At 65.3% G+C, this 24,573-nt stretch carries 26 protein-coding genes; 8 read left to right on the forward strand and 18 right to left on the reverse strand.

The genetic code is table 11. The annotated features are described in order from the left end of the window. Positions 1-4: 4 nt before the first annotated feature. From thpR to HV786_RS00085, 4 genes are all read right to left on the reverse strand, one after another. Complete coding sequence (thpR, locus tag HV786_RS00070; protein WP_128829071.1) at positions 5-535, reverse strand: RNA 2',3'-cyclic phosphodiesterase; 531 nt, start codon at positions 533-535, stop codon at positions 5-7. Between the two features lie 64 nt (positions 536-599). Next, a complete protein-coding gene (cheD, locus tag HV786_RS00075) occupies positions 600-1,481 on the reverse strand; it encodes a chemoreceptor glutamine deamidase CheD (protein ID WP_175209658.1) in 882 nt (293 codons plus the stop codon). 363 nt (positions 1,482-1,844) lie between these two features. Further along, the gene (locus HV786_RS00080; protein ID WP_063954607.1) at positions 1,845-2,753 is read right to left on the reverse strand and encodes a cell division protein FtsX; all 909 of its coding nucleotides are present in this window, start codon (positions 2,751-2,753) and stop codon (positions 1,845-1,847) included. Then, complete coding sequence (locus HV786_RS00085; RefSeq protein WP_128829062.1) at positions 2,750-3,505, reverse strand: cell division ATP-binding protein FtsE; 756 nt, start codon at positions 3,503-3,505, stop codon at positions 2,750-2,752. Before HV786_RS00085 ends, HV786_RS00080 begins: the two co-directional genes overlap by 4 nt. A gap of 292 nt (positions 3,506-3,797) precedes the next feature. Between HV786_RS00085 and HV786_RS00090 the strand changes: the two genes are divergently transcribed. The 5 genes from HV786_RS00090 (at position 3,798) to HV786_RS00110 (ending at position 9,258) form a co-directional block, all read left to right on the forward strand. Continuing rightward, a complete protein-coding gene (locus tag HV786_RS00090; protein WP_128829063.1) occupies positions 3,798-4,814 on the forward strand; it encodes an amino acid ABC transporter substrate-binding protein in 1,017 nt (338 codons plus the stop codon). Between the two features lie 168 nt (positions 4,815-4,982). Then, entirely contained in the window at positions 4,983-6,173 is a 1,191-nt protein-coding gene (locus HV786_RS00095; RefSeq protein WP_128829064.1) for an amino acid ABC transporter permease, read from the forward strand. A gap of 1 nt (position 6,174) precedes the next feature. After that, the gene (locus HV786_RS00100) at positions 6,175-7,275 is read left to right on the forward strand and encodes an amino acid ABC transporter permease (RefSeq protein ID WP_128829065.1); all 1,101 of its coding nucleotides are present in this window, start codon (positions 6,175-6,177) and stop codon (positions 7,273-7,275) included. Between the two features lie 61 nt (positions 7,276-7,336). Beyond that, on the forward strand, positions 7,337-8,077 hold the full coding sequence (locus HV786_RS00105) for an amino acid ABC transporter ATP-binding protein (RefSeq protein WP_056320495.1): 741 nt from the start codon (positions 7,337-7,339) through the stop codon (positions 8,075-8,077). Between the two features lie 164 nt (positions 8,078-8,241). Then, entirely contained in the window at positions 8,242-9,258 is a 1,017-nt protein-coding gene (locus tag HV786_RS00110; RefSeq protein ID WP_056320497.1) for a Bug family tripartite tricarboxylate transporter substrate binding protein, read from the forward strand. 589 nt (positions 9,259-9,847) lie between these two features. Here the strand turns inward: HV786_RS00110 and HV786_RS00115 are convergent. Then, the gene (locus HV786_RS00115; protein WP_128829066.1) at positions 9,848-10,207 is read right to left on the reverse strand and encodes a hypothetical protein; all 360 of its coding nucleotides are present in this window, start codon (positions 10,205-10,207) and stop codon (positions 9,848-9,850) included. Between the two features lie 52 nt (positions 10,208-10,259). Here HV786_RS00115 and HV786_RS00120 point away from each other — a divergent pair, with 52 nt between their 5' ends. Next, positions 10,260-10,622 (forward strand): glyoxalase superfamily protein, encoded by a 363-nt coding sequence (locus tag HV786_RS00120; RefSeq protein WP_128829067.1) that lies wholly within the window; start codon positions 10,260-10,262, stop codon positions 10,620-10,622. Between the two features lie 10 nt (positions 10,623-10,632). On the opposite strand, the gene HV786_RS00125 is transcribed toward HV786_RS00120, so the two are convergent. The 12 genes from HV786_RS00125 to gtdA form a co-directional block, all read right to left on the reverse strand. Further along, complete coding sequence (locus HV786_RS00125; protein ID WP_128829068.1) at positions 10,633-11,325, reverse strand: ABC transporter ATP-binding protein; 693 nt, start codon at positions 11,323-11,325, stop codon at positions 10,633-10,635. Beyond that, positions 11,325-12,077 carry an ABC transporter ATP-binding protein gene (locus tag HV786_RS00130; RefSeq protein WP_175209660.1) on the reverse strand — a complete coding sequence of 251 codons (753 nt, stop codon included), beginning with the start codon at positions 12,075-12,077 and terminating at the stop codon, positions 11,325-11,327. Before HV786_RS00130 ends, HV786_RS00125 begins: the two co-directional genes overlap by 1 nt. Next, the gene (locus HV786_RS00135) at positions 12,074-13,036 is read right to left on the reverse strand and encodes a branched-chain amino acid ABC transporter permease (protein WP_128830113.1); all 963 of its coding nucleotides are present in this window, start codon (positions 13,034-13,036) and stop codon (positions 12,074-12,076) included. The genes HV786_RS00130 and HV786_RS00135 overlap by 4 nt, the downstream gene beginning before the upstream one ends. 134 nt (positions 13,037-13,170) lie before the next feature. Continuing rightward, entirely contained in the window at positions 13,171-14,085 is a 915-nt protein-coding gene (locus tag HV786_RS00140) for a branched-chain amino acid ABC transporter permease (RefSeq protein ID WP_082586249.1), read from the reverse strand. A gap of 79 nt (positions 14,086-14,164) precedes the next feature. Beyond that, positions 14,165-15,343: an ABC transporter substrate-binding protein gene (locus HV786_RS00145; protein WP_128829969.1), complete on the reverse strand. Its 1,179-nt coding sequence runs from the start codon at positions 15,341-15,343 to the stop codon at positions 14,165-14,167. A gap of 104 nt (positions 15,344-15,447) precedes the next feature. Further along, entirely contained in the window at positions 15,448-16,671 is a 1,224-nt protein-coding gene (locus HV786_RS00150) for a 3-hydroxybenzoate 6-monooxygenase (RefSeq protein WP_128829968.1), read from the reverse strand. 17 nt (positions 16,672-16,688) lie between these two features. After that, on the reverse strand, positions 16,689-18,041 hold the full coding sequence (locus HV786_RS00155; protein WP_128829967.1) for an FAD-dependent oxidoreductase: 1,353 nt from the start codon (positions 18,039-18,041) through the stop codon (positions 16,689-16,691). A gap of 52 nt (positions 18,042-18,093) precedes the next feature. Continuing rightward, positions 18,094-19,119: a Bug family tripartite tricarboxylate transporter substrate binding protein gene (locus HV786_RS00160; RefSeq protein WP_254599424.1), complete on the reverse strand. Its 1,026-nt coding sequence runs from the start codon at positions 19,117-19,119 to the stop codon at positions 18,094-18,096. Further along, positions 19,112-19,489 carry a chorismate mutase gene (locus HV786_RS00165; protein ID WP_175209661.1) on the reverse strand — a complete coding sequence of 126 codons (378 nt, stop codon included), beginning with the start codon at positions 19,487-19,489 and terminating at the stop codon, positions 19,112-19,114. Before HV786_RS00165 ends, HV786_RS00160 begins: the two co-directional genes overlap by 8 nt. 2 nt (positions 19,490-19,491) lie before the next feature. Further along, positions 19,492-20,130 (reverse strand): maleylacetoacetate isomerase, encoded by a 639-nt coding sequence (maiA, locus tag HV786_RS00170; RefSeq protein WP_128829388.1) that lies wholly within the window; start codon positions 20,128-20,130, stop codon positions 19,492-19,494. A 15-nt stretch (positions 20,131-20,145) separates the two neighbouring features. Continuing rightward, a complete protein-coding gene (locus HV786_RS00175) occupies positions 20,146-20,844 on the reverse strand; it encodes a fumarylacetoacetate hydrolase family protein (protein WP_128829387.1) in 699 nt (232 codons plus the stop codon). A 74-nt stretch (positions 20,845-20,918) separates the two neighbouring features. Continuing rightward, positions 20,919-21,986, reverse strand: coding sequence for a gentisate 1,2-dioxygenase (gtdA, locus tag HV786_RS00180; RefSeq protein ID WP_128829386.1), 1,068 nt, complete (start codon positions 21,984-21,986; stop codon positions 20,919-20,921). Between the two features lie 184 nt (positions 21,987-22,170). Between gtdA and HV786_RS00185 the strand changes: the two genes are divergently transcribed. Continuing rightward, complete coding sequence (locus HV786_RS00185; RefSeq protein ID WP_056320529.1) at positions 22,171-23,106, forward strand: LysR family transcriptional regulator; 936 nt, start codon at positions 22,171-22,173, stop codon at positions 23,104-23,106. After that, positions 23,103-23,651 (forward strand): hypothetical protein, encoded by a 549-nt coding sequence (locus HV786_RS00190; protein WP_128829830.1) that lies wholly within the window; start codon positions 23,103-23,105, stop codon positions 23,649-23,651. The genes HV786_RS00185 and HV786_RS00190 overlap by 4 nt, the downstream gene beginning before the upstream one ends. Before the next feature lie 55 nt (positions 23,652-23,706). Here HV786_RS00190 and HV786_RS00195 read toward each other — a convergent pair whose 3' ends face one another. Then, positions 23,707-24,570: a DUF6708 domain-containing protein gene (locus tag HV786_RS00195; RefSeq protein ID WP_252870385.1), complete on the reverse strand. Its 864-nt coding sequence runs from the start codon at positions 24,568-24,570 to the stop codon at positions 23,707-23,709. Positions 24,571-24,573: the final 3 nt, after the last annotated feature.

The following is a 24,573-nucleotide window of genomic DNA, read 5'->3' on the forward strand; positions in this document are numbered from 1 at the left end:
TGCCCTAGCCGCCGAGCGGCCGGGATTGCGCCACGATGCGGTAGCGGCTGCCGCCGGTCAGCGACTCGGACGCGACCAGCACCATGCGGTCGTAATGCCAGGCCAGCGGCGCGGGCGCGTCGCCGGGCGGCTCGGCCTGCGTGATGTTGCGCAGCAGCGTGACGTGCGGACGGAAAGGCTGGGTGGGCGGGGTGAGCCCGTAGCCTGACAGCCACTGCCAGAGATCGTCATGGGCTTGCTGCAGGCCGGGAGGCGTCTCGGCGGGGCCCACCCACAGGATGCGCTGGCGGCTGAACACCCCATAGCGTTCCAGCGGCACGTCGCCCGGCGCGATCCCGCGTTCGGGCGTGGCGGCGGCCAGTTCATCGGCCAGGGCGCTGTCGACCGGACCCAGGAATGCCAGCGTCAGATGCAGCGTCTCGGTGCGCATGGCGCGTCCGCCGCATGTCAGCCTTGCCTGCTCCGCCCAACCGGCAAGAGACGCCGCCAGCGAAGGGGACGGCCATAGCGCATAGAAGAGGCGGAGGGTGGACATGCGCAGATTGTAGGACGCCCAATCGCTATTGCACGCTCCCGCCCTGCGCGGAGGGCCGGCCGGGTTACGGCTTGGGGCGCCGGGTCAGTCCGGTATCAAAGCGCTCGACGCCGGGGCGCGCCGTGCTGGGGCGGGCCGCTTGCGCGGGGGCGGCGTCGGCCGAAGCGGGCCGGTCAAAGCGCTCGACGCCGGGCCGGGCAGGGCGGTCAAAGCGTTCCACGCCGGGGCGGGCAGCAGGACGGTCGAAGCGCTCGACGCCGGGGCGGTTCAGCCGCTCGACGCCGGGACGATCCAGCCGTTCCACGCCTGGACGATCGAAACGTTCGACGCCCGGCCGCGCAAAGCGCTCGACCCGTTGCGGCGTGGCGGTCTTGGCCGCCGCGCTTTGCGCCGCTTCCTGTTCGCGCTTGGCGATAATCTCTTCGGCGCGCTGGTGGTGCGGCGCCATCTTGCGCACCATCACCCGGCCGTCGCGCGGGAAGTAATTGATGCGGCGCGCGTGCACGTCGCCCAGATCCTGCGCCTTGACGGGGATGCCTTCGGTCTTCAGGTAGTTCAGGACGAATTGGCCGTTGCGCTCGCCGATGTTCATCTGCTGCATGGCCGCCAGCACGGCGCCGCCGCCGAACACCTTGGCTTCCAGGCGGTCGCGCGAGGCGCCGGCCTTGAGCAGCTCGTTGATCAGCACTTCCATCGCAAAGGCGCCATAGCGCATGGTGGCCGACGCGGGGGACTGCATGTCGCCCTCGGGCAGCATGAAGTGGTTCATGCCGCCCACGCCCGTCACCGGATCGTGGATGCACGCCGCCACACAGGACCCCAGCACGGTCGAGATCATCATGTTCTCGTTGGTGACGTAGTACTCGTTGGGGAGCACTTTCACTGCCTGAGATTGGAACGCGCTGTCGTAGTAGTGACGTGTTGCGCGGGCTTCAAGAGCGGCCATGGGACGGATATCTGGGCAAAAACGGCGATTGAGACACTGAAATGCGAGCGGAAGCGGTAATTGTGACAAAAAATGTACAAAAATGTCGCTTTATTCTTGCATATCCCGGCAGCGCTTGGAAGAAAACTGTGTAAATACGACCAAAGCGTCGTTTATTGGAACTCGTACCTGTCCCCCGCACGCAAAACGCCCCGCACGGATGGCAGGCAGTCATCGTACACAGGGCTTTTGGGGGTCTTTCCCCGGATCACGGGGAGGAAGGGGCGTCAAACGGACCTTTAGACCCGCCGGCAGATAAGACACAGACGGCGGGCCGGGCGCGGACGGCAGAACCCGAGGGGGCGGGCCCCCCTTGCAGCGGGGTCAGAATCGGGTGCTGCGCGTGACCGACCAGCGGGCCGACAGCGCGCCGAGCGCGGCGGAGGCGACGACCGCGCCGATCAGGACGGGGGCGCCCGGCAGGTGCAGGGCGAACTCCGCCCCGTAGCTGCGGGCCAGTCCCAGCAGGGCCTCGTTCAAGGGCGACAGCGCGACCGCCGCGACCCCGATGGCCAGCAAGGAGGCCAGGGCGCCGGACAGCGCACCCAAGTAGAGGAACGGCCGGCGCACGAACGATTCAGTGGCGCCGACCAGCCGCGCCACGCCGATTTCCTCGCGTTGCGACAGCGCCTGCATGCGCACGGTGTTAAAGACGGTGGCCAGCACCACGACCGCCACGCACGCGGCCAGGAATCCCAGGCCGATCCGCGCGAAGCGCAGGATGGCTTCCAGCCGCTGGACCCAGGCGCTGTCCAGCTGTACGAGGTCCACGTGGTTCCATTGCTTCCAGGCCGAGGCCAGCGTGTCGGCGCGTCCGGCCAGGTTGTCGCCATCGGCCAGCGTGACGACGACCGCATCGGGCAGCGGATTGCCGGGTAGCACGGCCAGCGCCTCCTGCCAGGCGGGGTTGGCGCGCAGGTCGGCCAAGGCGCTTTCGCGGCCCACCACGCGCACGGCGCGCACGTCCTGCGGGTAGTCGTCCTTGATGCGCTTGGCCACGTCCGCGGCGGCACCCGCCGGGGCGTCCACACGCATGAAGACGGTGACTTCCGGCGTGACGGACATCTCCCGCGCCACGGGTTGCACCGACACCAGGATGGCGCTGCCCAAGAGCGGCAGCGCCAGCGCCAGCGCCATGACCAGCAGGTTGGCGAGCGAGGAAAAGGGTTGTTTGATCAGCCGGCGCAGCGTGACCAGCAGCGCGTAGCGATGTTGCCGCAGCCAGGCGTTCATGCGGACTCTCCCGGATGTCCAAGGCCTGGCTCGGTGCGGGCCGCGCGTGCCGGCGCAGCCTGTACGGCCATGCTGTCCGTGGGCGTGGCGGGGCCGTGGGAGTCGGCAAACTTGCCCGGCTCGATCCGCAGGGTGCGGGTGGCGTAGCGCGCCATGAGTTCCTGGTCGTGCGAGGCGATCAGCGTGGTGACGCCGACGCGGTTGAAGTCGCGGAACACGTTCATGATGCGTTGCGCGTTGTCGTGGTCGAGGTTGGCGGTGGGTTCGTCCGCAATCAGGATGGCGGGCCGGTTGACGATGGCCCGGGCGATTGCCAGGCGCTGCTGCTCGCCGCCCGAAAGCTCGATGGGGTTGAGATCTTCCTTGCCCGACAGTCCGACCTTGTCCAGGGCGGCGCGGGCGCGCGACGCGGCGGAATCCCAGGGGTGGCCCTGGACCGCCAGCGGCAGCATTACGTTTTCGAACGCGCTTCGATCGAACAGCAGGTGCGTGTCCTGCAGGATGACGCCGACCGCGCGGCGCAGGTAGGGCCGGGCGCGCGCAGGCAGCTTGTCCAGCCGCTGCCCGTTCACCTGGATGGACCCCCGGCTGGCGGGCTCAAGACCGCCAATCAGCTTGAGCAGCGTGGACTTGCCGGCGCCGGATGGCCCCGATACGAAAACGAACTCTCCCGCGCTCACGCGGAAGTTGATGTCGGCCAGAATATTGCGGCCGCGACCATACGATTTGAATACGTGCTGGAATTCGATCATGGCGGCTGTCAGATGAAGCCGCCATAGTAACTCGGGGACAGTAAGGTGGCCTACATCTCTTGGCGCGGTCGGGAGATGTGCGCATCATTCGGCCGGCTGAAACACATGTTCGCAAATCTGAAAGCGCGTCCCTGTTTTTAGTCAAAAACGGCGTTTCATTTCATCCAGTGTCCCTATATTTCAAGGGAATTCCCGGATGCGCCGTGTGCTTTTCGGACGCTACCATCCGCCCCATGCGTAGGCCCAACCCGGCCCTTGCTTTGGATTCGCTTCATCCCACACGGAGATCACGATGAAAGTACTGAAACTCGCTGCCATTGGCGCTGCCCTGTTTGCTGCATCCTCGGCTGCCAATGCGGGCGCAACCTTCGATAACGTCAAGAAGAAAGGGTTTGTCCAGTGTGGGGTTTCGACGGGCATCCCGGGGTTCTCCATCGCCGACAGCAAGGGCGAATACAAGGGTATCGACGTTGACATGTGCCGCGCCATCGCCTCGACCATGTTCGGCGACGCGACCAAGGTCAAGTTCACGCCCTTGAACACCCAGCAACGCTTCACCGCGCTGCAATCGGGCGAAGTCGACGTGCTGACGCGCAACACCACCGTCACGCTGACGCGCGACACGACGCTGGGCCTGATCGGCGTGGGCGTGAACTACTACGACAGCCAGGGCGTCATGGTCTCCAAGGACCTGAACGTCAAGAGCGCCAAGGAACTGAACGGCGCCACCATCTGCGTGCAGCCGGGCACCACCACCGAACTGAACCTCGCCGACTGGTTCCGCAGCCAGAAGATCGAATTCAAGCCGGTCGTGATCGACAAGTACGACGAAATCATCCGCGCCTTCTCGGCCGGCCGTTGCGACGCGTTCACGACCGACAAGTCGCAGCTCGCCTCGACCCGCACGACGCTCGAGAACCCCGACAAGTTCGTCATCCTGCCGGAAGACTTCTCCAAGGAACCGCTGGGTCCCATGGTGCGCCAGGGCGACGAGCAGTGGTTCAACATTGTGCGCTGGTCGCTGAACGCCATGCTTGAAGCCGAGGAATACGGCATCACCAAGGCCAACGTCGACGAAATGCTCAAGAGCCCCAACCCCAACATCCAGCGCATCCTGGGCGTGACCCCGGGCATGGGCAAGAACCTGGGCGTGGACGACAAGTGGGCCTACAACATCATCAAGAGCGTGGGCAACTACGGCGAAAGCTTCGAGAACACGCTGGGCAAGAACAGCGCGATGAAGCTGGAGCGCGGCTTGAACGCTTCGTACAAGCAAGGTGGCTTGATGTACGGCTGGCCGGTGCGCTGACGCGCGGCTGCCTGGCATGGCGGAGCACGGCTCTCCGTCATGCCTAGGGCCTGTCTGCACAGGACGTGTATTCTGGACAGGCCCTAACCCGCCTTCGGGCGGGCGGCAGAAGTGGGTGGCGCGGCTTTACCGGCCTGCCACCCGGTGTCCGACTTCTGTAGATTCATCATGATGACTCCCAACAAAAACGCCCCGATTTCGGCACCCCCACGGCGTCTGAACTGGAACGATCCCGGCGTACGCTCCGTGGTCTACCAGGTAATTGCGCTGACCGCGGTAGCCTGGGCCGTGTGGTTCCTGGTTTCAAACACGCTCCACAACCTGTCCGTGCGCAACATCGCCACGGGCTTCGGCTTCCTGAACCGCGAGGCGGGCTTTGCCATCGGCGAAACCGCCATCGCCTATTCCCCCTCTGACACTTACGGCCGAGCCATCGTGATCGGCCTGCTCAACACGCTGCGCGTCGCCGTCCTTGGCATCGTGTTGGCGACCATCCTGGGCACGCTCATCGGCATCGGCCGCCTGTCCAAGAACTGGCTCGTGGCCAAGATCACCTCTGTGTATGTCGAGGTGATGCGCAACGTGCCGCTGCTGCTGCAGCTCTTCTTCTGGTATGCGCTGATCACCGAGAACATGCCGGGTCCGCGCCAGGCGCACAATCCGCTGCCGGGCGTGTTCATTTCCAACCGCGGCCTGAAAGTGCCGGCGCTGGAAGGCAATTCGCTCGACTGGATGCTTGCCGGGCTGGGACTGGCGATCGTCGCGATCATCGTCCTGGGCCACTACGGCAAGAAGCGCCATGAGGCCACCGGTCACATGTTCCCGCTGGGCCGCTGGGCCATCGGCCTCCTGATTGGCCTGCCGTTCATCGGCTGGCTGGTCAGCGGCGCGTCGCTGACACTGGACATGCCGGAGCTCAAGGGCTTTAACTTCTCGGGCGGTCTGACGCTGTCGCCGGAGTTCGCCGCGTTGCTGGCGGGGCTGGTGATCTACACGTCGGCGTTCATTGCCGAAGTGGTGCGTTCGGGCATCCAGGCGGTCAGCAACGGCCAATGGGAAGCCGCGGGCTCGCTGGGCCTGCCGCGCTCGAAGGTGCTGCGCCTGGTGATCCTGCCGCAGGCGCTGCGCGTGATCATCCCCCCGATGACCAGCCAGTACCTGAACCTGACGAAGAACAGCTCGCTGGCCGTGGCCATCGGGTACCCCGACATCGTGTCGGTGGTGAACACGACACTGAACCAGACGGGCCAGGCCATCGAGGGCATTCTCATCATCATGGGCGCGTACCTCACGGTCAGCCTGTCGATCTCGATCTTCATGAACTGGTACAACAAGCGCATCGCGCTGGTGGAGCGTTGATATGAGCAGCACTACGCATACCCCCAGCGAAGCCCTGCCGCCGCCCAGCAACCAGACGGGAGCTTGGGCGTGGCTCAGGACGCGCCTGTTCTCGTCGCCGCTGAACATCCTCATCACGGTGCTGCTCGCGTGGTTCCTGCTGATGTCGGTTCCGGCGCTGGTTGAATGGGCCTTCATCAAGGCCAGCTTCGATGCCACGAACGCGCAGGAGTGCCGCGCCGCCGGCGGCGCCTGCTGGGCGTTCATCATCGAAAAACACCGGCTGATCCTGTTCGGCACCTATCCCTACGATGAACAATGGCGGCCGCTGATCGCCACCGTCATCCTGGTGGGCGTGATCGTCTGCAGCGGCATCCGCCGGTTCTGGAACTGGAAGCTTGCCGTCATCTGGACCGTGGGCCTGACGGCCGTGGCGCTCCTGATGTGGGGCGGCGTGTTCGGCCTGACCTACGTGGAAAACGCGCGCTGGGGCGGCCTGCCGCTGACGCTCATCCTGTCCACGTTCGGCATCGCCTTCGCGTTCCCGATCGGCGTGCTGCTGGCCTTGGGCCGGCGCTCGAAGATGCCGGCGATCAAGGCGCTGTGCGTCGTGTACATCGAGCTGATCCGCGGCGTGCCGCTCATCAGCCTGCTATTCATGTCGTCGGTGATGCTGCCGCTGTTCCTGCCGGAAGGTTTTTCGATCGACAAGCTGCTGCGCGCGCAGATCGCAATCATCATGTTCGCCGCGGCCTACATCGCGGAAACGGTGCGGGGCGGTTTGCAGGCGATTCCGAAGGGACAGTACGAGGGCGCGGATTCGCTGGGCCTGAACTACTGGCAGCAGATGCGCAAGATCATTCTGCCGCAGGCGCTCAAGATCGTGATTCCGCCGCTGGTCAGTATCTTCATCGCGCTGTTCAAGGACACGTCGCTGGTGGTGATCATCGGCATTTTCGACCTGACGCTGGCGGCCAAGGCAGCCTTGTCCGATGCGGCATGGCGCGGCTTCGGGGTGGAAGCGTACCTGTTCATTTCGCTCATCTACTTCGTCTTCTGCTTCTCCATGTCCAAATACAGCCAGGCGCTGGAAAAACGCCTGGCCACGGGTCACGCACGCTAGCAATTTGCCGCGCGTCCGCCGCCAGGCGGGCGCGCACCGCGATACTTACGGGAGTACAGGCATGTCGGATGCCATTATTCGTTTGCAGGACGTGAACAAGTGGTACGGCCAGTTCCACGTGTTGCGCAACATCAACCTGGACGTGGCGCCAGGCGAGCGCATCGTGGTGTGCGGACCCTCGGGTTCGGGCAAGTCCACGATGATCCGCTGCATCAACCGCCTTGAAGAGCACCAGAAGGGCCACATCATCGTGGACGGCACGGAGCTCACCAATGACCTGAAGCACATCGAGACGATCCGCAAGGACGTTGGCATGGTGTTCCAGCACTTCAATCTTTTCCCGCATCTGACGGTGCTGGAAAACCTGACGCTGGGACCCATGTGGGTGCTCAAGAAGCCGCGCGCGGAAGCGGAAGCCACCGCAATGAAGTACCTTGAGCGCGTGCGGATTCCGGAGCAGGCCAAGAAGTTTCCGGGCCAGCTGTCGGGCGGCCAGCAGCAGCGCGTGGCGATCGCGCGGTCGCTGTGCATGAACCCCAAGATCATGCTGTTCGATGAGCCGACGTCGGCGCTGGATCCGGAAATGGTGAAGGAAGTGCTGGACGTGATGGTGAGCCTGGCCCAGGAAAGCGGCATGACGATGATCTGCGTGACGCACGAAATGGGTTTTGCGCGCAAGGTCGCGAACCGCGTGATCTTCATGGACCGCGGCGAGATCATCGAACAGAACACCCCGGACGAGTTCTTCGACAACCCGCAGAACGAACGGACCAAGCTCTTCCTGAGCCAGATCCTGCACTGATCGCGCACTGATCCGCCAAACCGCCTTCGGGCGGTTTTTCTTTGGGTGGCGTTCGGCAAACCCGGGAAGTCGGGGCGATATTCCAGGTATCCCTTTGTTACGGCAGCCACGTGCGTGGGGTATGCTACTGACCGCCATTGATTACGGAGTGAGGAGAACACACCATGACGAATACCCCCCGCAGCGCCGTGCGCCGCGCCCTGTTGCAGGGCGCCGTGGCGCTGGCCGCCACCCTGCCTTTCGGCGCGCCGGCCCTGGCCCAGGCCGCTGACTTCCCGACGAAGCCGATCCGCTTCGTGGTGCCTTACCCGCCCGGCGGCCCGCTGGATACGATGGCGCGCATGCTGGCGGAGAAGGTGCGCGGTTCGCTGGGTCAGCCGGTGATCGTGGAAAACCGTTCGGGCGCGGGCGGCAATATCGGCGCGGACCTGGTGGCCAAGGCGCAGCCTGACGGCTACACGCTGGTGATGGGCGCGGTGGCGACGCACGCGATCAATCCGTGGCTGTTCGCCAACCTGCCGTACGACCCGGTGAAGGACTTTGCGCCGGTGACGATCGTGGCAGCGGTGCCGAACGTGCTGGTGATGAATCTGGAATTCGCGCAGAAGAACAAGATCGAGACGCTGGCGGACTTGATCGAATACGCGAAGAAGAATCCGGGCAAGCTGAATTACGGTTCGGGCGGCAATGGCAGCGCGGGCCACCTGTCGGGCGAGCTGCTCAAGGCGCGCGCCGGCATCAATGTGGAGCACATCCCCTACCAGGGCGCGGCGCCGGCGCAGTTGGCGCTGCTGTCGGGCCAGTCCGACTTCATGTTCGACAATCTGGCGGCGTCGGCGCCGCTGATCAAGGACGGCAAGGTGAAGGCGCTGGCGGTGACGACGGCCAAGCGCTCGTCGCTGCTGGCTGACGTGCCGACCGTCGAGGAATCGGGCGTGAAGGGTTTTGACCTGGGCACGTGGTTCGGGGTGTTCACGACGGGCGGCACGCCGGCGCCGGTGGTGGCGAAGCTGAACAAGGCCTATGCCGAGGCGATGGGGCAGGCGGATGTGAAGCAGCGTCTGCTGACGATGGGCTCCGAAGCGGGCCCGATGACGCCTGAAGCGTTTGCTGATTTTGTGAAGGCCGAGAAGGCGAAGTATCAGGAGATCGTGAAGATTTCGGGTGCTAGCTTGAATTGATGGCGCTGGCAGCGGGCATCTTTTTTACGGGATGCCTGTTGCGATGCAGTTTTTGCCGCCCGCCGGGATGCTTTCCTGGCGGGCGTTTTGTTTTCTGATGGTGCGTGGATGCTTTCCGGTCGGGGGCTTTGCTTTCTGGTGACGCCCGGCGCGTCGTCGGCCTATGGCGCGCGGGGCTACGATTGCGGTCCGGAGCCTTCGCTCCGGACTCCCCCTTCGTCATCTTCGTCCAGGCCTTCGGCCTTCCCTTCAGATTCCCTCGGGCGCATCTACACGCCCCGCGCACCACAGGCCGCCGCCACACCGGGCTCGGGTGGATTCAGCTTGGCGGGCGTTGGGGCGGATTGGGTTCTTTAGGTTCTTGCCGACGTTGTCGAGGCATGAAGCATCTTGCGGGGCCCGCCCCGCGTCGGCCGCGCGGGCGGCCTGGCGGGGCATACGCAGTGTCTTGCGTCGGGGCGATGACGCTATTGCCAGGTGTCTGACACCCTCAGAGACGCCGCTCCGAGCCCGGGCATAGGCGACCCGCGTGTCTGACACCCATCGAAGCGCAAACCTATGCACGGTGCGAAACGTCCATGCGCCTACCTCAAACCGCCGGTCCCTTGATCAGCCACTGCAACATCCTTTGCAGCGAAGCCCGGTCATATTCCGCATCGGTCAACCGGTATTGCTCCGGATCACGGTTCACCCACGAATCAGTCACCGTCCACGCATCGCCGTCCTGCTCCAGCCGCAGCGCGTAGATCCAGTTTCCGGTCCAGCTGCGATGCAAACGCAGCCAGCCGTCATGCAGGTAGATGAACCATTTGTCTTCCATCTCCTGCGGAATCACGCCCTGCTGCAAGCGGGCGTACTCGTCGGCGGTATAACGCCCCTGAAAATGCAGCGGTTCACGTTGAGCCGGCGCGGGCAGGTGTTTCCAGGAGTCTTGCGTGGCAATGGGCATGAATGGGCTTGTGTTCTATGCTGGATTTTTCACATCCTACCAAGGACCCGCCATGCACCTGCAAGCCGCGATTCCGATTCTGCGCATTTTCTCAGTGGAAAAGGCGCGCGATTTCTATCTGGATTTCCTGGGCTTCACCTGGGATTGGGAGCATCGCTTCGAAGCGGGCCTTCCGCTGTATGCGCAGGTGCACCGGGACGATCTGGTGCTGCACTTGTCGGAGCATCATGGCGATGCGACGCCGGGGTCGGCGGTGTTTGTGCGGATGCAGGGCGTGGATGCGTTTCACGCGGAGGTCAGCGCGAAGCAGTACGCCTACATGCGGCCTTGTGTGGAGGAAATGCCTTGGGGGCGCGTGATGGCGGTGATCGATCCGTTTGGCAACCGGTTGAGCTTTTGCGAGTCGCAGGATTAGCGGCGTGCGATTACACACCCAGGTAGCGGTGCGCCAGTTCGGGTTGCGCGGCCAGTTCGGCGGGGCTGCCTTGCCAGACGACGCGGCCCTTTTCCAGGACGTGGTGGCGGTCGACCAGGGTGGCCATTTCCTTGAGGTTCTTGTCGATCACGAGAATGGTCTGGCCTTCTTCCTTCAAGCGGCGCAGGCAGTTCCAGATTTCCTGGCGAATCAGCGGCGCGAGGCCTTCAGTGGCTTCGTCCAGGATGAGCAGGCGCGGGTTAATGAGGAGGGCGCGGCCGACGGCGAGCATTTGTTGTTCGCCGCCTGAGAGGGTGCGGGCCGATTGGGTGCGGCGCTCTTTCAGGCGCGGAAAGAGGTCGAAGACGCGGCCGACGTGCCAGCCGGCGCGGGTGTTGCGGGCGGTGGCGATAAGGTTTTCTTCGACCGATAGCGATCCGAAGACGCGGCGGCCTTCGGGGACGAGACCGAGGCCGAGTTGGGCGATGCGGTGCGGGGCCATGCCGTTGATGGGTTTGCCGTCGAGCAATATGCTGCCGCCTTGCGCGGGCAGCATGCCCATGAGGGTTTTGACGGCGGTACTTTTGCCCATGCCGTTGCGGCCGATCAGGGAGACGACCTGGCGCGGTGCGATGTCCAGGTCGACACCGAATAGCACTTTGCTGGCGCCGTAGCCGCCTTGCAGTTGTTTGACTTGCAGCATCAGTTTTCCTCGCCCAGGTAGGCGGCGCGCACGTCGGGATGGCGACGCACCTCGTCGGGCGTGCCGGTGAAGATCGTCTTGCCGTAGACCAGCACGGTGACGCGATCGGCCAGCGCGAAGACGGCGTCCATGTCGTGTTCGACCAGCAGGATGGCGTAGCGGCCCTTCAGGGTCTGGAGCAGGGCGGTCATGCGCTGCGATTCCTCGGCGCCCATTCCGGCCATGGGTTCGTCCAGCAGCAGGACGGACGCATCCAGCGACAGCGCCATGGCCAGTTCGAGCTGGCGCTTTTCGCCGTGCGCCAGCGCCGAGACGCGTACGCCGGCGCGGTCGCCTAGGCCGACGCGTTCGAGGGCGTCGCGCGCGGGCTCGCGCAGCCGCGCCATGCGCCGGGCGTTGCGCCAGAGATTGAAGCCGCCGGGGCTATGCGCCTGCACGGCCATGGCGACGTTGTCTTCGGCGGTGAAGTCGGGATAGAGCTGGCTGATCTGGAAGGAACGGGCTAGTCCGGCGGCCGGGCGCTTGTGGGCGGGCATGCGCGTGATGTCGCCGCCGTCGAGCCAGATGCTGCCGGCGTCGGGAAGGATCTCGCCGCTGATCTGGGAGAGCAGGGTGGTCTTGCCCGCGCCGTTGGGGCCGATGAGGGCGTGCAGTTCGCCGGGCCGCACGGCCAGGTTGACGTCCTGCGTGGCGTGCACGGCGCCAAAAGATTTCTTCAGGCCGCGGATTTCCAGTTTGGGTTGTGACGTCATTGCTTGCCTCCCGCCAGCCAGCCGTATACGCCGCGCTTGCCAAAGAGCACAACCAGGACCAGCACGGGTCCCAGGATCAGCATCCAGTGCTCGGTCCAGCCGGTGGCGACCTGTTCCAGGCCCAGGTACACGGCCACGCCGAGCACGGGACCGAAGATGGAGCCCATGCCGCCCAGGATGACCATGGCCATCAGTTCGCCCGACTTCTGCCAGGCCGACATGTCGGGGCTGACAAAGAGCGCATAGTTGGCCCACAGCGCGCCCGCCAGTCCGGTGCCGGCCGCCGACAGCACGAATGCAGTAAGGCGGTAGCGCAGCGGCGCGAGTCCCAGCCCGATGCTGCGGCGCGGGTTCTGTTTGATGCTCTGCAGGGCCATGCCGAAGGGCGAATTGACGATGCGCCGGCACACGATGATCCACGCAGTCATGAGCGCCAGGCAGACGTAGTAGAAGGTGGACGGGTCGTTCAGGTTCAGGCCGGGCAGCGTGTTGCGCGCGTCGATGGACAGGCCGTCGTCGCCGCCGTAGATCATGAGCCCGACGAGGATGAAGTACAGCATCTGTCCGAACGCCAGCGTGATCATGATGAACTGCACGCCCGAGGTGCGCAGCGACAGAAAGCCGACCACCAGGCCCAGCAGGGCGGCGACGGCGACGGCCAGGGGCCACATGACCAGCGCGGCGTTGCTGCCGCTCCAGCCGAACAGCGTCTCGCCCTGGTTGACGTGAAAGGCGGCGATGCCGATGACGTAGCCGCCCAGACCGAAGAACGCGGCATGGCCAAAGCTGACCATGGCGCCGTAGCCCAGGATGAGGTCCAGGCTGACGGCGGCGATGGCATAGATGAGAAAGCGCGTCATGAGGTTGACGAGAAAGCTCTCGCCGGTGGCCGACGCGATGGCTGGCACCAGGACGAAGAGCAGCAGCCCGATGGCGTTGACGATGACGCTGCGGGTGATGCGCGGCCTGCCTGCGGCGCAGGTGTCTGACACCCCCGATGCGCGGTCGTGGCATGCGGCGTGTGCGTCCGGGGTGTCAGACACCGGGGCAATTGCGGCAGACGGTGGAATTGATCTGGTCATGAATATCGCTCCTAGCGCTGGGCCGGCACCAGTCCGCGCGGCTTGAACAGCAGCACGATGGCCATCAGGATGTAGATGCTGGCGGACACGAGACTGGAGCTGGCCGAGTCCGACAATTCCGGCGGCAGCAGGCGCGACATCCAGAAGGGGATGTAGGCGCGCCCCAGCGCGTCGGTCATGCCGATCATCAGCGAGCCGACCAGCGCGCCGCGCACGGAGCCCACGCCGCCCACCACGATGACGACGAAGGTGGTGATGAGGATGCGTTCGCCCATGCCGATCTCCACGGCCAGCAGGGGCGCGGCCATGACGCCGGCAAAGCCGCAGAGCAGGGCGCCCAACGTGAAGATCAGCGTGAACAGGCGCTGGATGTTCACGCCCAGCGCATCGACCATTTCGCCATCGTCGGCGCCCGCGCGCACCAGCATGCCGACCCGCGTGCGCGAGATCAGCAGCCACAAACCCAGCGCGACGAGCGCGCCGGCGCCAATGAAGGCCAGCCGCATGATGGGATAGTTCAGGCCGGGCAGGAGCGCGACAGACCCGGACAAGAAGGGAGGAATGTCCATGAACGGCGGGCTGCGGCCAAACAGCACGGTGACCAGTTCATTGGTGAAGAGCGTCAGCCCCAGCGTGGCCAGCACCTGATCCAGGTGATCGCGCCGGTACAGATGACGGATGACCAGCAGCTCGATCACCAGGCCGTACAGCGCCGCGCCCGCCAGCGCGGCCAGCAGCGAAGCTGCGAACGACCCGGTGGACGCCGCCGCGCTGGCGGCGCAGAACGCGCCCACCATGTAGAAAGAGCCGTGCGTCAGGTTGATGACGTTCATGATGCCGAACACCAGCGTCAATCCGGCCGATAACAGAAACAGCAAGGCGCTGTATTGCAGGCCGTTCAGGACCTGCTCCAGGAACATCAGCATTGCGACTCCTTCTTGGGAGCGTCCGTGTAGTGAGGCTGCGCGGCGCCGGCGAGCCCGGTGCCGCGCAGCCCGTGCCGCGTCATTGCATCTTGCAGTCGGCCGCGTGCACGTCGGTGTGGTCGCGCGCCAGCACCTTCAGGTTCTTGTAGACGAGCTTGCCGTCGGGACCCGCTTCGATGTGCAGCAGATACCAGTCCTGGATGGGGTGCTGGTTCGAGCCGAACTTGAACTTGCCCCGCACGCTGGGAAAGTCGGCGCGCCGCAGGGCATTTCGAAAGTCATCGGGCTTGCCGGTGATGTCGCCATTCACGGCTTTCAATGCGGAGCCGATCAGGTTGGCGGTGTCGTAGGCCTGGGCCGCGTACGCGGTGGGCGGGCGGTTGTAGGCCTTGGTGAAGGCGTCGACGAAGTGCTTGCTCTGCGGGTTGTCCAGATCGGCGCTCCACAGCGAGCTCAGGTAAAAGCCCTTGCCGGCGGTGCCGGTGGCAGCCAGCATGCGGTCGTCCATCGAGTAGATGGGCGTAATCATCTTGATCTTGTCGGCCAACCCGGAATTGGCGAATTGCTTGGTCAGGTTGATGCCCGCGCCGCCAGGATGGAACTGAAAGATGGCATCGGGGTTGAGCGAGCGGATGCGCGCCAGTTCCACCGAGAAGTCGGCCTGTTCGAGCTTGGTGTAGATCTCGTCTGCGATCTCGCCCTTGTAGGTGCGCTTGAATCCGGCAATGGCGTCGCGGCCGGCCTGGTAGTTCGGGGCCATGATGACGACGCGCTTGGCGCCCAGTTCGTTGGCGGCCATGCCGGCGGTGTCGGCGTACGAGTCGTTCTGGAACGCCACCGCGAAGTAGTTGGGATTGCAGGCCTTGCCGGCGTAGTTGGAGGGGCCGGCATTCAGGCTGACATAGAAGGCGCCCACGTTCAGCACGGTGGGGCCGACGGCGGCCATGACGTTCGAGAAGTTGATGCCGGTGAACAGGCGCACGCCGCCCTGCACCATCTTGTCGGCGATCTGCTTGGCGTTGGCGGGCTTGAGCGCGTCATCTTCCACGCGCACGTTGACCGGCACGCCGCCCAGCTTGCCGCCGCCTTCCTTGACGGCCAGCATGAAGGCGTCGCGCTCGTCCTCGCCGATGTAGCCGGCGGGCGTGGACAGGGTGCCGATGAAACCGATGTCCACCGGTTTGGGCTGCGCGCTGGCCGCGTACGAGGCCAATGACAGCATGACGGCGGCGGCGCCGCGGATGGTGCTTTTGTGCATGGTTGTCTCCTCTGGTGCTTTTCTTGCACTCGTGCTTGTTTTGCTGCGCTGTGTTGATACCGCTTGCCCTGCTGTTTCCTGTCCTGCTGCTTGGCTATCGGTTGCTATTGCGGCGGCTTGGCCGCCAGACAGTTCTCCACTTTCCACCCGTACAGCCACTGCAACGCGTCATAGAACTGGGACTGGCTGCGCCCCGTCCACAGCATGTTGCGCACCGTGCGCTCCACGCCGCGCGCGTGATAAAGCCTGCCCATCTCCCGCGTGGACCACACCACGCGCGCGCTGCGCGGAATGCGCACCGATTCGTACAGCCGGAAGGCGGCCGGCAGGTCGTGATCGCACTGCCGGAGCGCCTCGCCCAGCGTCACGGCGTCTTCCAGCGCCATGCAGGCGCCCTGGGCCATGTATTGCGTCATGGGGTGGGCGGCGTCGCCCAGGATCGTGACGCGTCCCTGGCCCCACTGTTCCACGGGTTCGCGATCGGCGGTGGCCCAGCGCTTCCACGAGGTCGGCCGGTCCAGCATCTGGTGCGGGGTCGGGTGGATGCCCTGGAAGTAGGACAGCACCTCGTCCTTGCTGCCTTCGCGCACGCCCCATTCCTCTTTTTCGCGGCTATGGAAGGTGACGACCAGGTTGTACTGCTGGCCGCCGCGCAAGGGGTAGTGCACCAGATGGCAGTGAGGACCGGCCCACAGCACGGGCGCGTTGATGCGCAGCTCTCGCGGCATGTTGTCCTGTTCGACCACGGCGCGATAGACGACGTGGCCAGTTACGCGCGCCGGGTCGCCCACCATGCGCTCGCGGATCACGGACTTCACGCCGTCCGCGCCCACCACGGCGTCGGCGCGGTAGCGGTTGCCCTGCGTGTCCACCACCTCCACGCCGTGTTCGTCCTGCGACATGCTGGCGATCTGCGTGGACGTGCGGAACTGGATCAGCGGGTCCTGCTGCACGGCCTCCAGGATCGACAGATGAATGTCGGCACGATGAATGACCGCATACGGGCCGCCAAACCGCGCGCGGAACGCCTCGCCGGTGTCGATGCGCACGACCTCCTTGGCGTCCACGGCATCCATCATGATGATGTGATCGGTGAAGACGGCCCGCTCGCGCGCCGTGCGGCCCACGCCCAGGGCATCGAGCGCCGCGAACGCATTGGGCCCGAGCTGGATGCCGGCGCCGATCTCGCCGATGTGCGCCGCCTGCTCCAGCAGTTGAACCGCGATGCCCTGCCGCGTCAGCGCCAGCGCGGCGGCCAGGCCGCCGATGCCGCCGCCCACGACGATCACGGTTTGTGTCTTGGGCTTTGCAGACTGGTTTGTCGTCATGTTGGAATCCCCCGGGATCAGTCCTGGCCGCCCAGGAAGGCGCCTTGCTTTTTCAATTGCGCCTGCAGCGCGGGGATGGACACGTCGCCGGGCGCGATGCCCTCGCGCAACGCCATCGCGGATGCGGTGCCCGCGGCCTCGCCCATGACAAAGCAGCTGCCGCTCACGCGGGCGGCAGATTGGCCTTCGTGCGTCATGGAGGCGCAGCGGCCCGCCACCAGCACGTTGTCGGCCACGCCCGGGCCGCGCCGGGGCACCATCATGCGAAACGGTAGCTGGTTGTAGCCGCGCGATTCCGGAATCGGCGGCCAGACCCATTTGACGTCGCCGGCGGTGTGCATCTCCAGCGGCCAGCCATTGACGCCGATGCTGTCGGGAAAGTCGGCGCAACCCAGCACGTCTTCCTTGCTGAGCACCGCCTCGCCGACGATGCGGCGGGTCTCGCGAATGCCAAGCTGCGGCGCGATGTCCAGCACATAGGCCTGTTCGAAGCCCGGCACCTTGGCGCGCAGGAAAGCCAGGTAGTTCATGATCTGCCGGCGGCCTTCAAGCTCGCCTGCCGACAGCGAATCCGCGTTGGTGCCGTCCGCGGCGCTGCCGTCGGCGTTGGCCAGCTGCGTGACGTTCACGCGCCATTCGTAATCGTGCTTTTGCGGGCGCACGATGGCGCCCTTGCGGGGAAAGGTGAACTCGCCGCTGGCCGTGGCCTCGTCCATCAGCGCCGGAATGGTCTTCCAGGCTTCCTGCGCCCGCGCGCCGTCGACGTTGCCCACCTTGAACATCAGCGTGGGATACAGCATGTGGCCGTGCGCATCGCCCTTTTCAAACGGCAGGCCGCCCCATTGCGCGATATCGGCGTCGCCCGAGCAGTCGATGAAGATCTTTGCGCGCACGGCGCAGCGGCCGGACTTGGTTTCCAGAAACAGGGCGTCCACGCGGCCCTGGACGTCACGCGCGACGCCGGTGGCCAGCGCGTGAAACAGCACCTGCGCACCGCTGGCCTGCACCAGGCCGTCGGCCGCGCATTTGAACGCCGAAATGTCGTAGGCCTGCGCGTGGATCTTGCCCAGGATCAGATGCGGGTCGTTCAGCCCGTCCATCGCGCGCATGCGGTCGAGCAGGTCATCGGTCATGCCATGCACCACCTGCCGGATGTCGCCATGGATGTTGGCGTGCAGGCCGCAGAAGTTGGACACGCCGGCAGCGGTGCCCATGCCGCCCAGAAATCCATAGCGCTCCACCAGCAGCACGCTGGCGCCATTGCGCGCGGCGCTGGCGGCCGCCAGCACGCCGGCCGGGCCGCCGCCCAGGACGACGACCTCGTACTCGCCATAAAGCGGCACCTGGCGGGCGGGTTCGGTGATGACCATCTGACTCTCCTTGCTTGTTGCTGTCGGCGCGCGGCCGGGCCGCGCGACGTCCTTACTGGCCCTTGATGCCCAGCTTCTTGATCAACGGTTCCCAGCGCTTCAACTCGTCGTCCATGTAGCCGCGAAACTGCGCGGGCGTATCGCCGACGGGGTCCATGAACTGCGCCTGCAGCCGCTTGGCGACCTCGGGGTCGTGAATGGCCTGGATCAGCGCGTCCGACAGCTTCTTCTGCACATCGGCCGGCGTCTTGGACGACACCACGAAGCCGATCCACGCGGAGCCTTCGATCCCTTGCACGCCCACTTCGGCCAACGTCGGGATGTCGGGCAGCAGGGCGGAGCGCTTGGACGAGGTCACCGCCAGCGCCTTGAGCCGGCCGTCCTTGACCATAGGCATCACGGCAATAGGCGGCAGCGCGGCAAACTGCGTGTCGCCCGACAGCAGCGAGGTCAGCGCCGCCGGCGACGACGGATAGGGCACATGCGTGGCGCGCGCGCCGATCTGCTGCAACAGCAACTCCACAGCCAGATGCGAGACCGTGCCCGCGCCCGGCGACGGGAAGTTGTACTTGTCCGGGTTCTTCTTCAATGCCTCCAGCAACTGGCCGATGTTGTCGATGCCGGCCGCGGACGGCACCACCAGCACATTGGGCTGGTGCACCGCCAACGTCAGCGGCGACAGGTCCTTGGCGGGCGCGTAGGGCAGCTTGTCGAACAGCAGCGTGTTGTTCACCAGCGGACCGGTGATCGACACGCCGAACGTGTAGCCGTCCGGCTTGGCATTGGCGATGGCGAACGTGCCGATGTTGCCGCTGGCGCCGGGCTTGTTCTCGACGACGATGGTCTGGCCCAGGATCGCGCCGGCCTTCTCGCTGACGATGCGCGCAACCTGGTCGGGGCTGGAGCCCGGGCCGAACGGCACCACGGCCTTGAGCGGCTGCGTGGGCCATGCGTCGGCGGCGGTGGCGGCCAGCGGCGCCAGCACGGCCAGACCAAACGCCACGGCGCGGGTCGTAAAACGGCGTGCAAAACGGCGTGAAAGGCGGCGCCCCGGCTGCGAGGTCGAAGAATCAAGCATGCGTGTCTCCCACGTTCTTCATGGTGTCGAAATAGGTCTGTTCATTGGCAATGAAGGCGGCCACCATCGCGCGGTAGGTGGCGTCCACCACCTGCTCCAGGTTCGTGAATCCCTGGTTGTGGCGCTGGGCCAGCGCCCGGGCCTTCTCGAAAACCTGCGCCTGGCGCGCGGGCGCGCTCACCTGAAAGGCGTCGCGCTTGAAGCGCGCGGCGTCCTTCACGTACATCGCCCGCTCGGCAATCAGCCGCACGATCTCGTCGTCCAGCCGGTCGATATTGGCGCGCACGTCCGCCAGGGTGGCGCACAACGGGCGGTAGGCCGGGTCGGTGTATTCGCGCCGCGGGGCGCCTTGCGTGTCGGGTTCTTGCATGCTCACTTGGTGTAGTCCGGTTGTTGCGCAGGCGCGGCCTCTTGGAAGGCCGGTTGCGCGTTGCAGTGTTCGACGACGCGCAGAATGCGCGGGTAGGTCGACAGATCGCAGCCCATGCGCTGCGCGTTGGCCACCTGCGGCACCAGGCAGCAGTCCGCCAGCGTGGGCGCATCGCCAAAGCAGTACGCGCCGTGTCCATGACGGGCCAGCAGCGCTTCCACCGCGGTCAGGCCTTCGCGGATCCAGTGGTGGTACCAGGCGTTCTTCTGCGCTTCGCTGGCGCCCAGCACTTCCTGCAGGTAGCGCAGGATGCGCATGTTGTTGACCGGGTGGATGTCGCACGAGATGGCGTGCGACAGCTCCAGCACGCGGGCGCGCGCCAGCGTGTCTGCGGGAATCAGCCGCGGCTCGGGATGCGTGGCGTCCAGGTAGTCGATGATGGCAAGCGACTGCGACAGCGCGACGTCGCCGTCGATCAGCAGCGGCACGCCGGCGGACGGGTTGCGCGCCACGTAGTCCGGCGCCCGCTGCTCCTGCTTGCGCAGGTTCACGGGCAGATATTCATAGGGCAGGCCCTTGAGCGCGAGCGCGATGCGCACGCGGTAGGACGTGGAGCTGTTGAAGAAGTTGTGCAGTTGCATGCGGGTCTCCCGGCCTCAAGCCATCTGCACGCTGAGCGTGCCCAGTCCGTCCACACCGCCGACCATTTTGTCGCCGCGCACCACGGGGCCGACGCCTTCGGGCGTGCCGGTGTAGATCAGGTCGCCGGCCTCCAGGCGGAAGTACTTCGAGAGATACGCAATGGTCTCCGCGATTGACCAGATCAGCTTGCCGATGTCGCTGCGCTGGCGGTCGGCGCCGTTGACCTGCAGCCAGATGCCGGCCTGCTCGATGCCCTTGACCGATTGGGCCGGATGCAGCGGGCCGATCGGCGCGCTCTGGTCGAACGCCTTGCCCAGTTCCCACGGGCGGCCGGCTTCGCGCATCTTCATCTGCAGATCGCGGCGCGTCATGTCCAGGCCGACGGCGTATCCCCACACGTGCTGCAGGGCCTCGTCGACACTGATGTTGGCGCCGCCTTTGCCGATGGCGGCGACCAGTTCGATCTCGTAGTGCAGGTTGGACGTTTCGGGCGGATAGGGCAGGGAGAGCGTGCTGCCTTCCGCGACCGGCACGACGGCGTCGGCCGGCTTGCAGAAGAAGAACGGCGGTTCGCGGTCGGGATCAAAGCCCATTTCGCGCGCGTGGGCGGCGTAGTTGCGGCCGACGCAGTACACGCGGCGCACGGGAAAACTGTCCTGGCTGCCGGCAATGGGCACGGCAATGGGAGCGGCGGGAGCAAACACAAACGACATGGGTCACCCTTTGAGAGCGGAGGGAAATTTAGAAAGCGGCCGCGCGGCGGTGCCGCCGTCAGGCCATCAGACCGTCAGTCGACGCGTTCTTCGCGCCACAGGCCCAGCGCGTCCTGCACCGGCCGATCGGAATAGCTGAAGAGCGTCGCGTCTTCCAGCGCGGCAAGCTGCACCGGCATCCAGGAGGGCGCGACGAACACATCGCGCGGCCCAAAATGAAACTCCTGGTCGCCGATGCGCGCCGTACCCCGGCCCTCGACCACGCTGTACACCGTGGAATCGGTCGTGCGCGTGGTCTTGCCCTGAAAGCCTGCTGGCAGGAACTGCATGAAGGTGGCCATCGTCGGCATGGGATAGCCGCCCGTGGCCGGATTCAGGTAGCGCAGCTTGACGCCGTCCCAGGGGTCGAGCTCGCCATGCCGGTAGAGCGCATCCAGCGCCTCGCGGCTGCGTTCGTAGGGGTAGTTGAAGATGGGCGAGGTGCCGCTGGAAACGTGATGCCGCACGGGCGCCATGTTGTGGCCAAAGCGCGCCATGCTGTCGCCTTCGGGCCGCGTGACCGGCTGCGTGGCGGACGGATAGTTCTCGGCAAAGCCGGCATCCAGGAAGCGCAGCAGCGGAATGTCCAGGCCGTCCAGCCAGACCACCGGCTCGCCGCCTTCCACGGTTTCGGCGTTGCCGTGGTCATGCCAGGTCCACGAGGGCGTGATGATGAAGTCGCCGGGGCGCATCGTCGTGCGCTCGCCGTTGACGGCGGTGTACGCGCCGCGGCCCTCGACGATGAAGCGCAGGGCCGATTGCGTGTGGCGGTGGCTGGGCGCGATCTCGCCCGGCAGGATGAGCTGCAGTCCCGCGTACAGGCTTTGCGTGATGCTGGCCTGACCCGGCAGGCCCGGGTTTTCCAGGATCAGCACGCGGCGCACGGCTTCTTCCGCGGAAATCAACGACCCGGACGCCATCACGTCGTCGCGCACGTCGTCGTATTTCCAGAGGGCCGGCACGCAGCGCGGCGCGGGTTGGCGCGGCACCAGGTCGTGCAGCGATTCCCACAGCGGGGCCATGTGTTTCTTGGCGATGCGCGCGTAGTAACGGGCGCGGTCCGAAGCGGCGCTGTCCGCGCCGGCGTAATGACCGTCGTGCATGGTTGTCTCCTGTATGTCCGGCTGGTGCCGGCTTCTACGGGCGGCCGCCGCGTAAGTTCGCGGCTGGTCCTGATATGGAGACGATTATGCGAGCAGGAGCTATGTGGTTTGAAATGAAATTATCTTATTATCCATACCAATAACCATATACATACGAGACAAACCTCCCATCAAAAGGGCCTGCATGGACTGGACCCACCGATTGCGGCTGCGCAATCTGAAGATGCTGCTCAGCCTGGCCCAGACCCGCAACATCAGCCACTCGGCCGCGATGCTCAATACGACGCAACCGGGCCTGTCGAAATGGCTGAAGGATCTGGAAGACGATATTGGCCTGCCGCTCTTCGAGCGTCACGCGCGCGGCCTGCGCCCGACGCCGCATGGCGACGTGCTGATCGCGCACGCGCAGCGCGTGGAGTCGCAACTGGATCGCGCCAGCGCGGACATGGCGGCCCTGCGCGAGGGCGGCGGCGGGCGCGTGGTGATCGGCGCGTCCGGCGCGTCGGCGTCCGACACCGTACCGCTGGCGGTGATGAAGCTGCTGGAACGCATGCCGCAGGCGCGCGTGAAGCTGGTCGAGGGCACGACCGATCGTCTGCTGGCCCAACTGGCGCAGGGGGAACTGGATATCGTCGTGGGACGGTCGGCGCCGGAGCACCATGATCCCGCGATCCGCTTCGAGGCGCTGTACCTGGAACCCATCCACCTGGTGGCGAGGCCTCGCCATCCGCTCTTCGCAGTGGAGCAGCCAAGCTGGCAGGACCTGCTGTCCTACCGCTGGATCCTGTGGCCCAAGGGCACGCCCATCCGAAACGCGGTCGACGCCGCGCTGGCCGCGGCCGGACAGGCGCCGCCGCCCGACCATATCGAATCCAATTCCGTAACCGTCAACCTGACCCTCATCAACAACAGCGACATGATCGGCGTCGCGTCGCACCGCGCCGCGCTGCGCTTTTCGCAGATGCGGGCGATGCGCATCATTCCGGTGCGGCTATCGGGGTTCGGGTCGGTCGCGATGTACTGGCGCGAAGATGCGTTCCGGCCCGTGGCCGTGGAAGAGGCGATGGCGGCGCTGCGAAGCACCGTCGCCGAGCATGCCCCCGGCGTGACACGGCTATGACTCCCGAGCCCGCCTCCGGCCTGAACGCCCTGATTGATCAGTGCCGCAAGCTGGAAGCGGCTTTGGAGGCTGGCAACGACCCGTCCTCGTCTGCGGCGATGCACCGCTTCGTGGCCCACATGGACGAGGGCCGCACGCCACCGGGCATGTGGTCGCCCCTGGTGCTGTCCGTGCTGGTGATGGCGGGCGGGCTGGGCGTCGGCATTGAATTGCTGAGCCTGCTGCTGCGATTCGTCGGCCCCGCGATGGCCGCGTTCGCGCTGGTCGCGGTGTGCGCCGGGACTGCGCTGGGCCTGTCGATCGGGATGGTGCTGATGATGGCGGGGCGGGTACAGGGCGTGGTGCTGCTCAAGCGCCTGTCGATCGGTCTGATCGTCGTGGGCGCACTCGGCGGCATCGCCTGGACGCAGGGCGACGTCAGGGCCGTGGGGCCGGTTGTGGCGGTGCTTGGCGGGTTGGGGGCTTGGCTGGTGATGAACTCTGGCGGGTTTTATGTGTTTGTGGGGTATCGGGTGGCGTTGCGGTGTTTGGCGCGCCGGGCATAGCGATCACGTGCTGTCCGCGGGTACTGGAAGGGCACCTTGCAATTCGCGGCATGTCCTAGCGCCCCAGAGCTTCCGGCGGTGGCGGCGCACCTCGAACGTTGAAGACGCGGCACACCGCGTACCAGCACAACGCGGAAAACATGTTGTAGGGGAAGAGCACGAGCCACATCGGCAGCAGCCAATTCTTTTTGCCTTGCATTTCGCCGGGTTCGCCTGAGCGCCAGGGCGCGTAGTGGCGCCAAGCTTCGGCGGGCGTCAGGCAAATCCGGTGGAGCGGGGCGTGCCACCAATTGGGTTCGCCTGGCGCTGGCAACCTGTCGGGACCTTCTTCCATAAACTGCCGGATGTATTCCCACACCTGCGCGACGTATCGGGGGTCTGGGTCGTTGGAGTGGTTGCTGTCGACCCAGAGGACGATACGGTTCTTCTCTTGACCGGCCGCAGGCTTGGGGCCGAAGGCGAGGGCAAAGTTGGTGGTAATTCCGGCGCCGCCAAATTCATTGCGCACGAATACGCCTCCCTCGGTCTGCGCCCAGTCGAACTGGATAAGAGTCTTTTTGCGCAGATAAATGACTTTCTTGAGTTTTCGGCTGAAGTAAAAATTGGTCAAGCGTTTGATCAGAAAAATGCGGTACCAGAGAAATGGGGTGAAGACAAAAGAACTGATCAGGATGATGAAAGCCAAGTAATAATCGAGTCCGTGCGCAAACGCGAATATATCTGAGCCAGTCCAGATATACGTGTTGACGCAGATGAGAACCATAGTCAGCGACGTGTACAACTTTGCCATGAAGACCGAATCGCCAACCCATGGATTTCGCAACGTCAATAGATTGCAGTCAGCGCTGACAAACTGATCATGAATCGCCGATTCAACCCCTGCTTTTCGTTCTCGAGAATAGGTCCAGGTAATTGCCATCGT

Source organism: Achromobacter mucicolens (assembly GCF_902859725.1).
Lineage (GTDB): Bacteria > Pseudomonadota > Gammaproteobacteria > Burkholderiales > Burkholderiaceae_B > Achromobacter > Achromobacter mucicolens.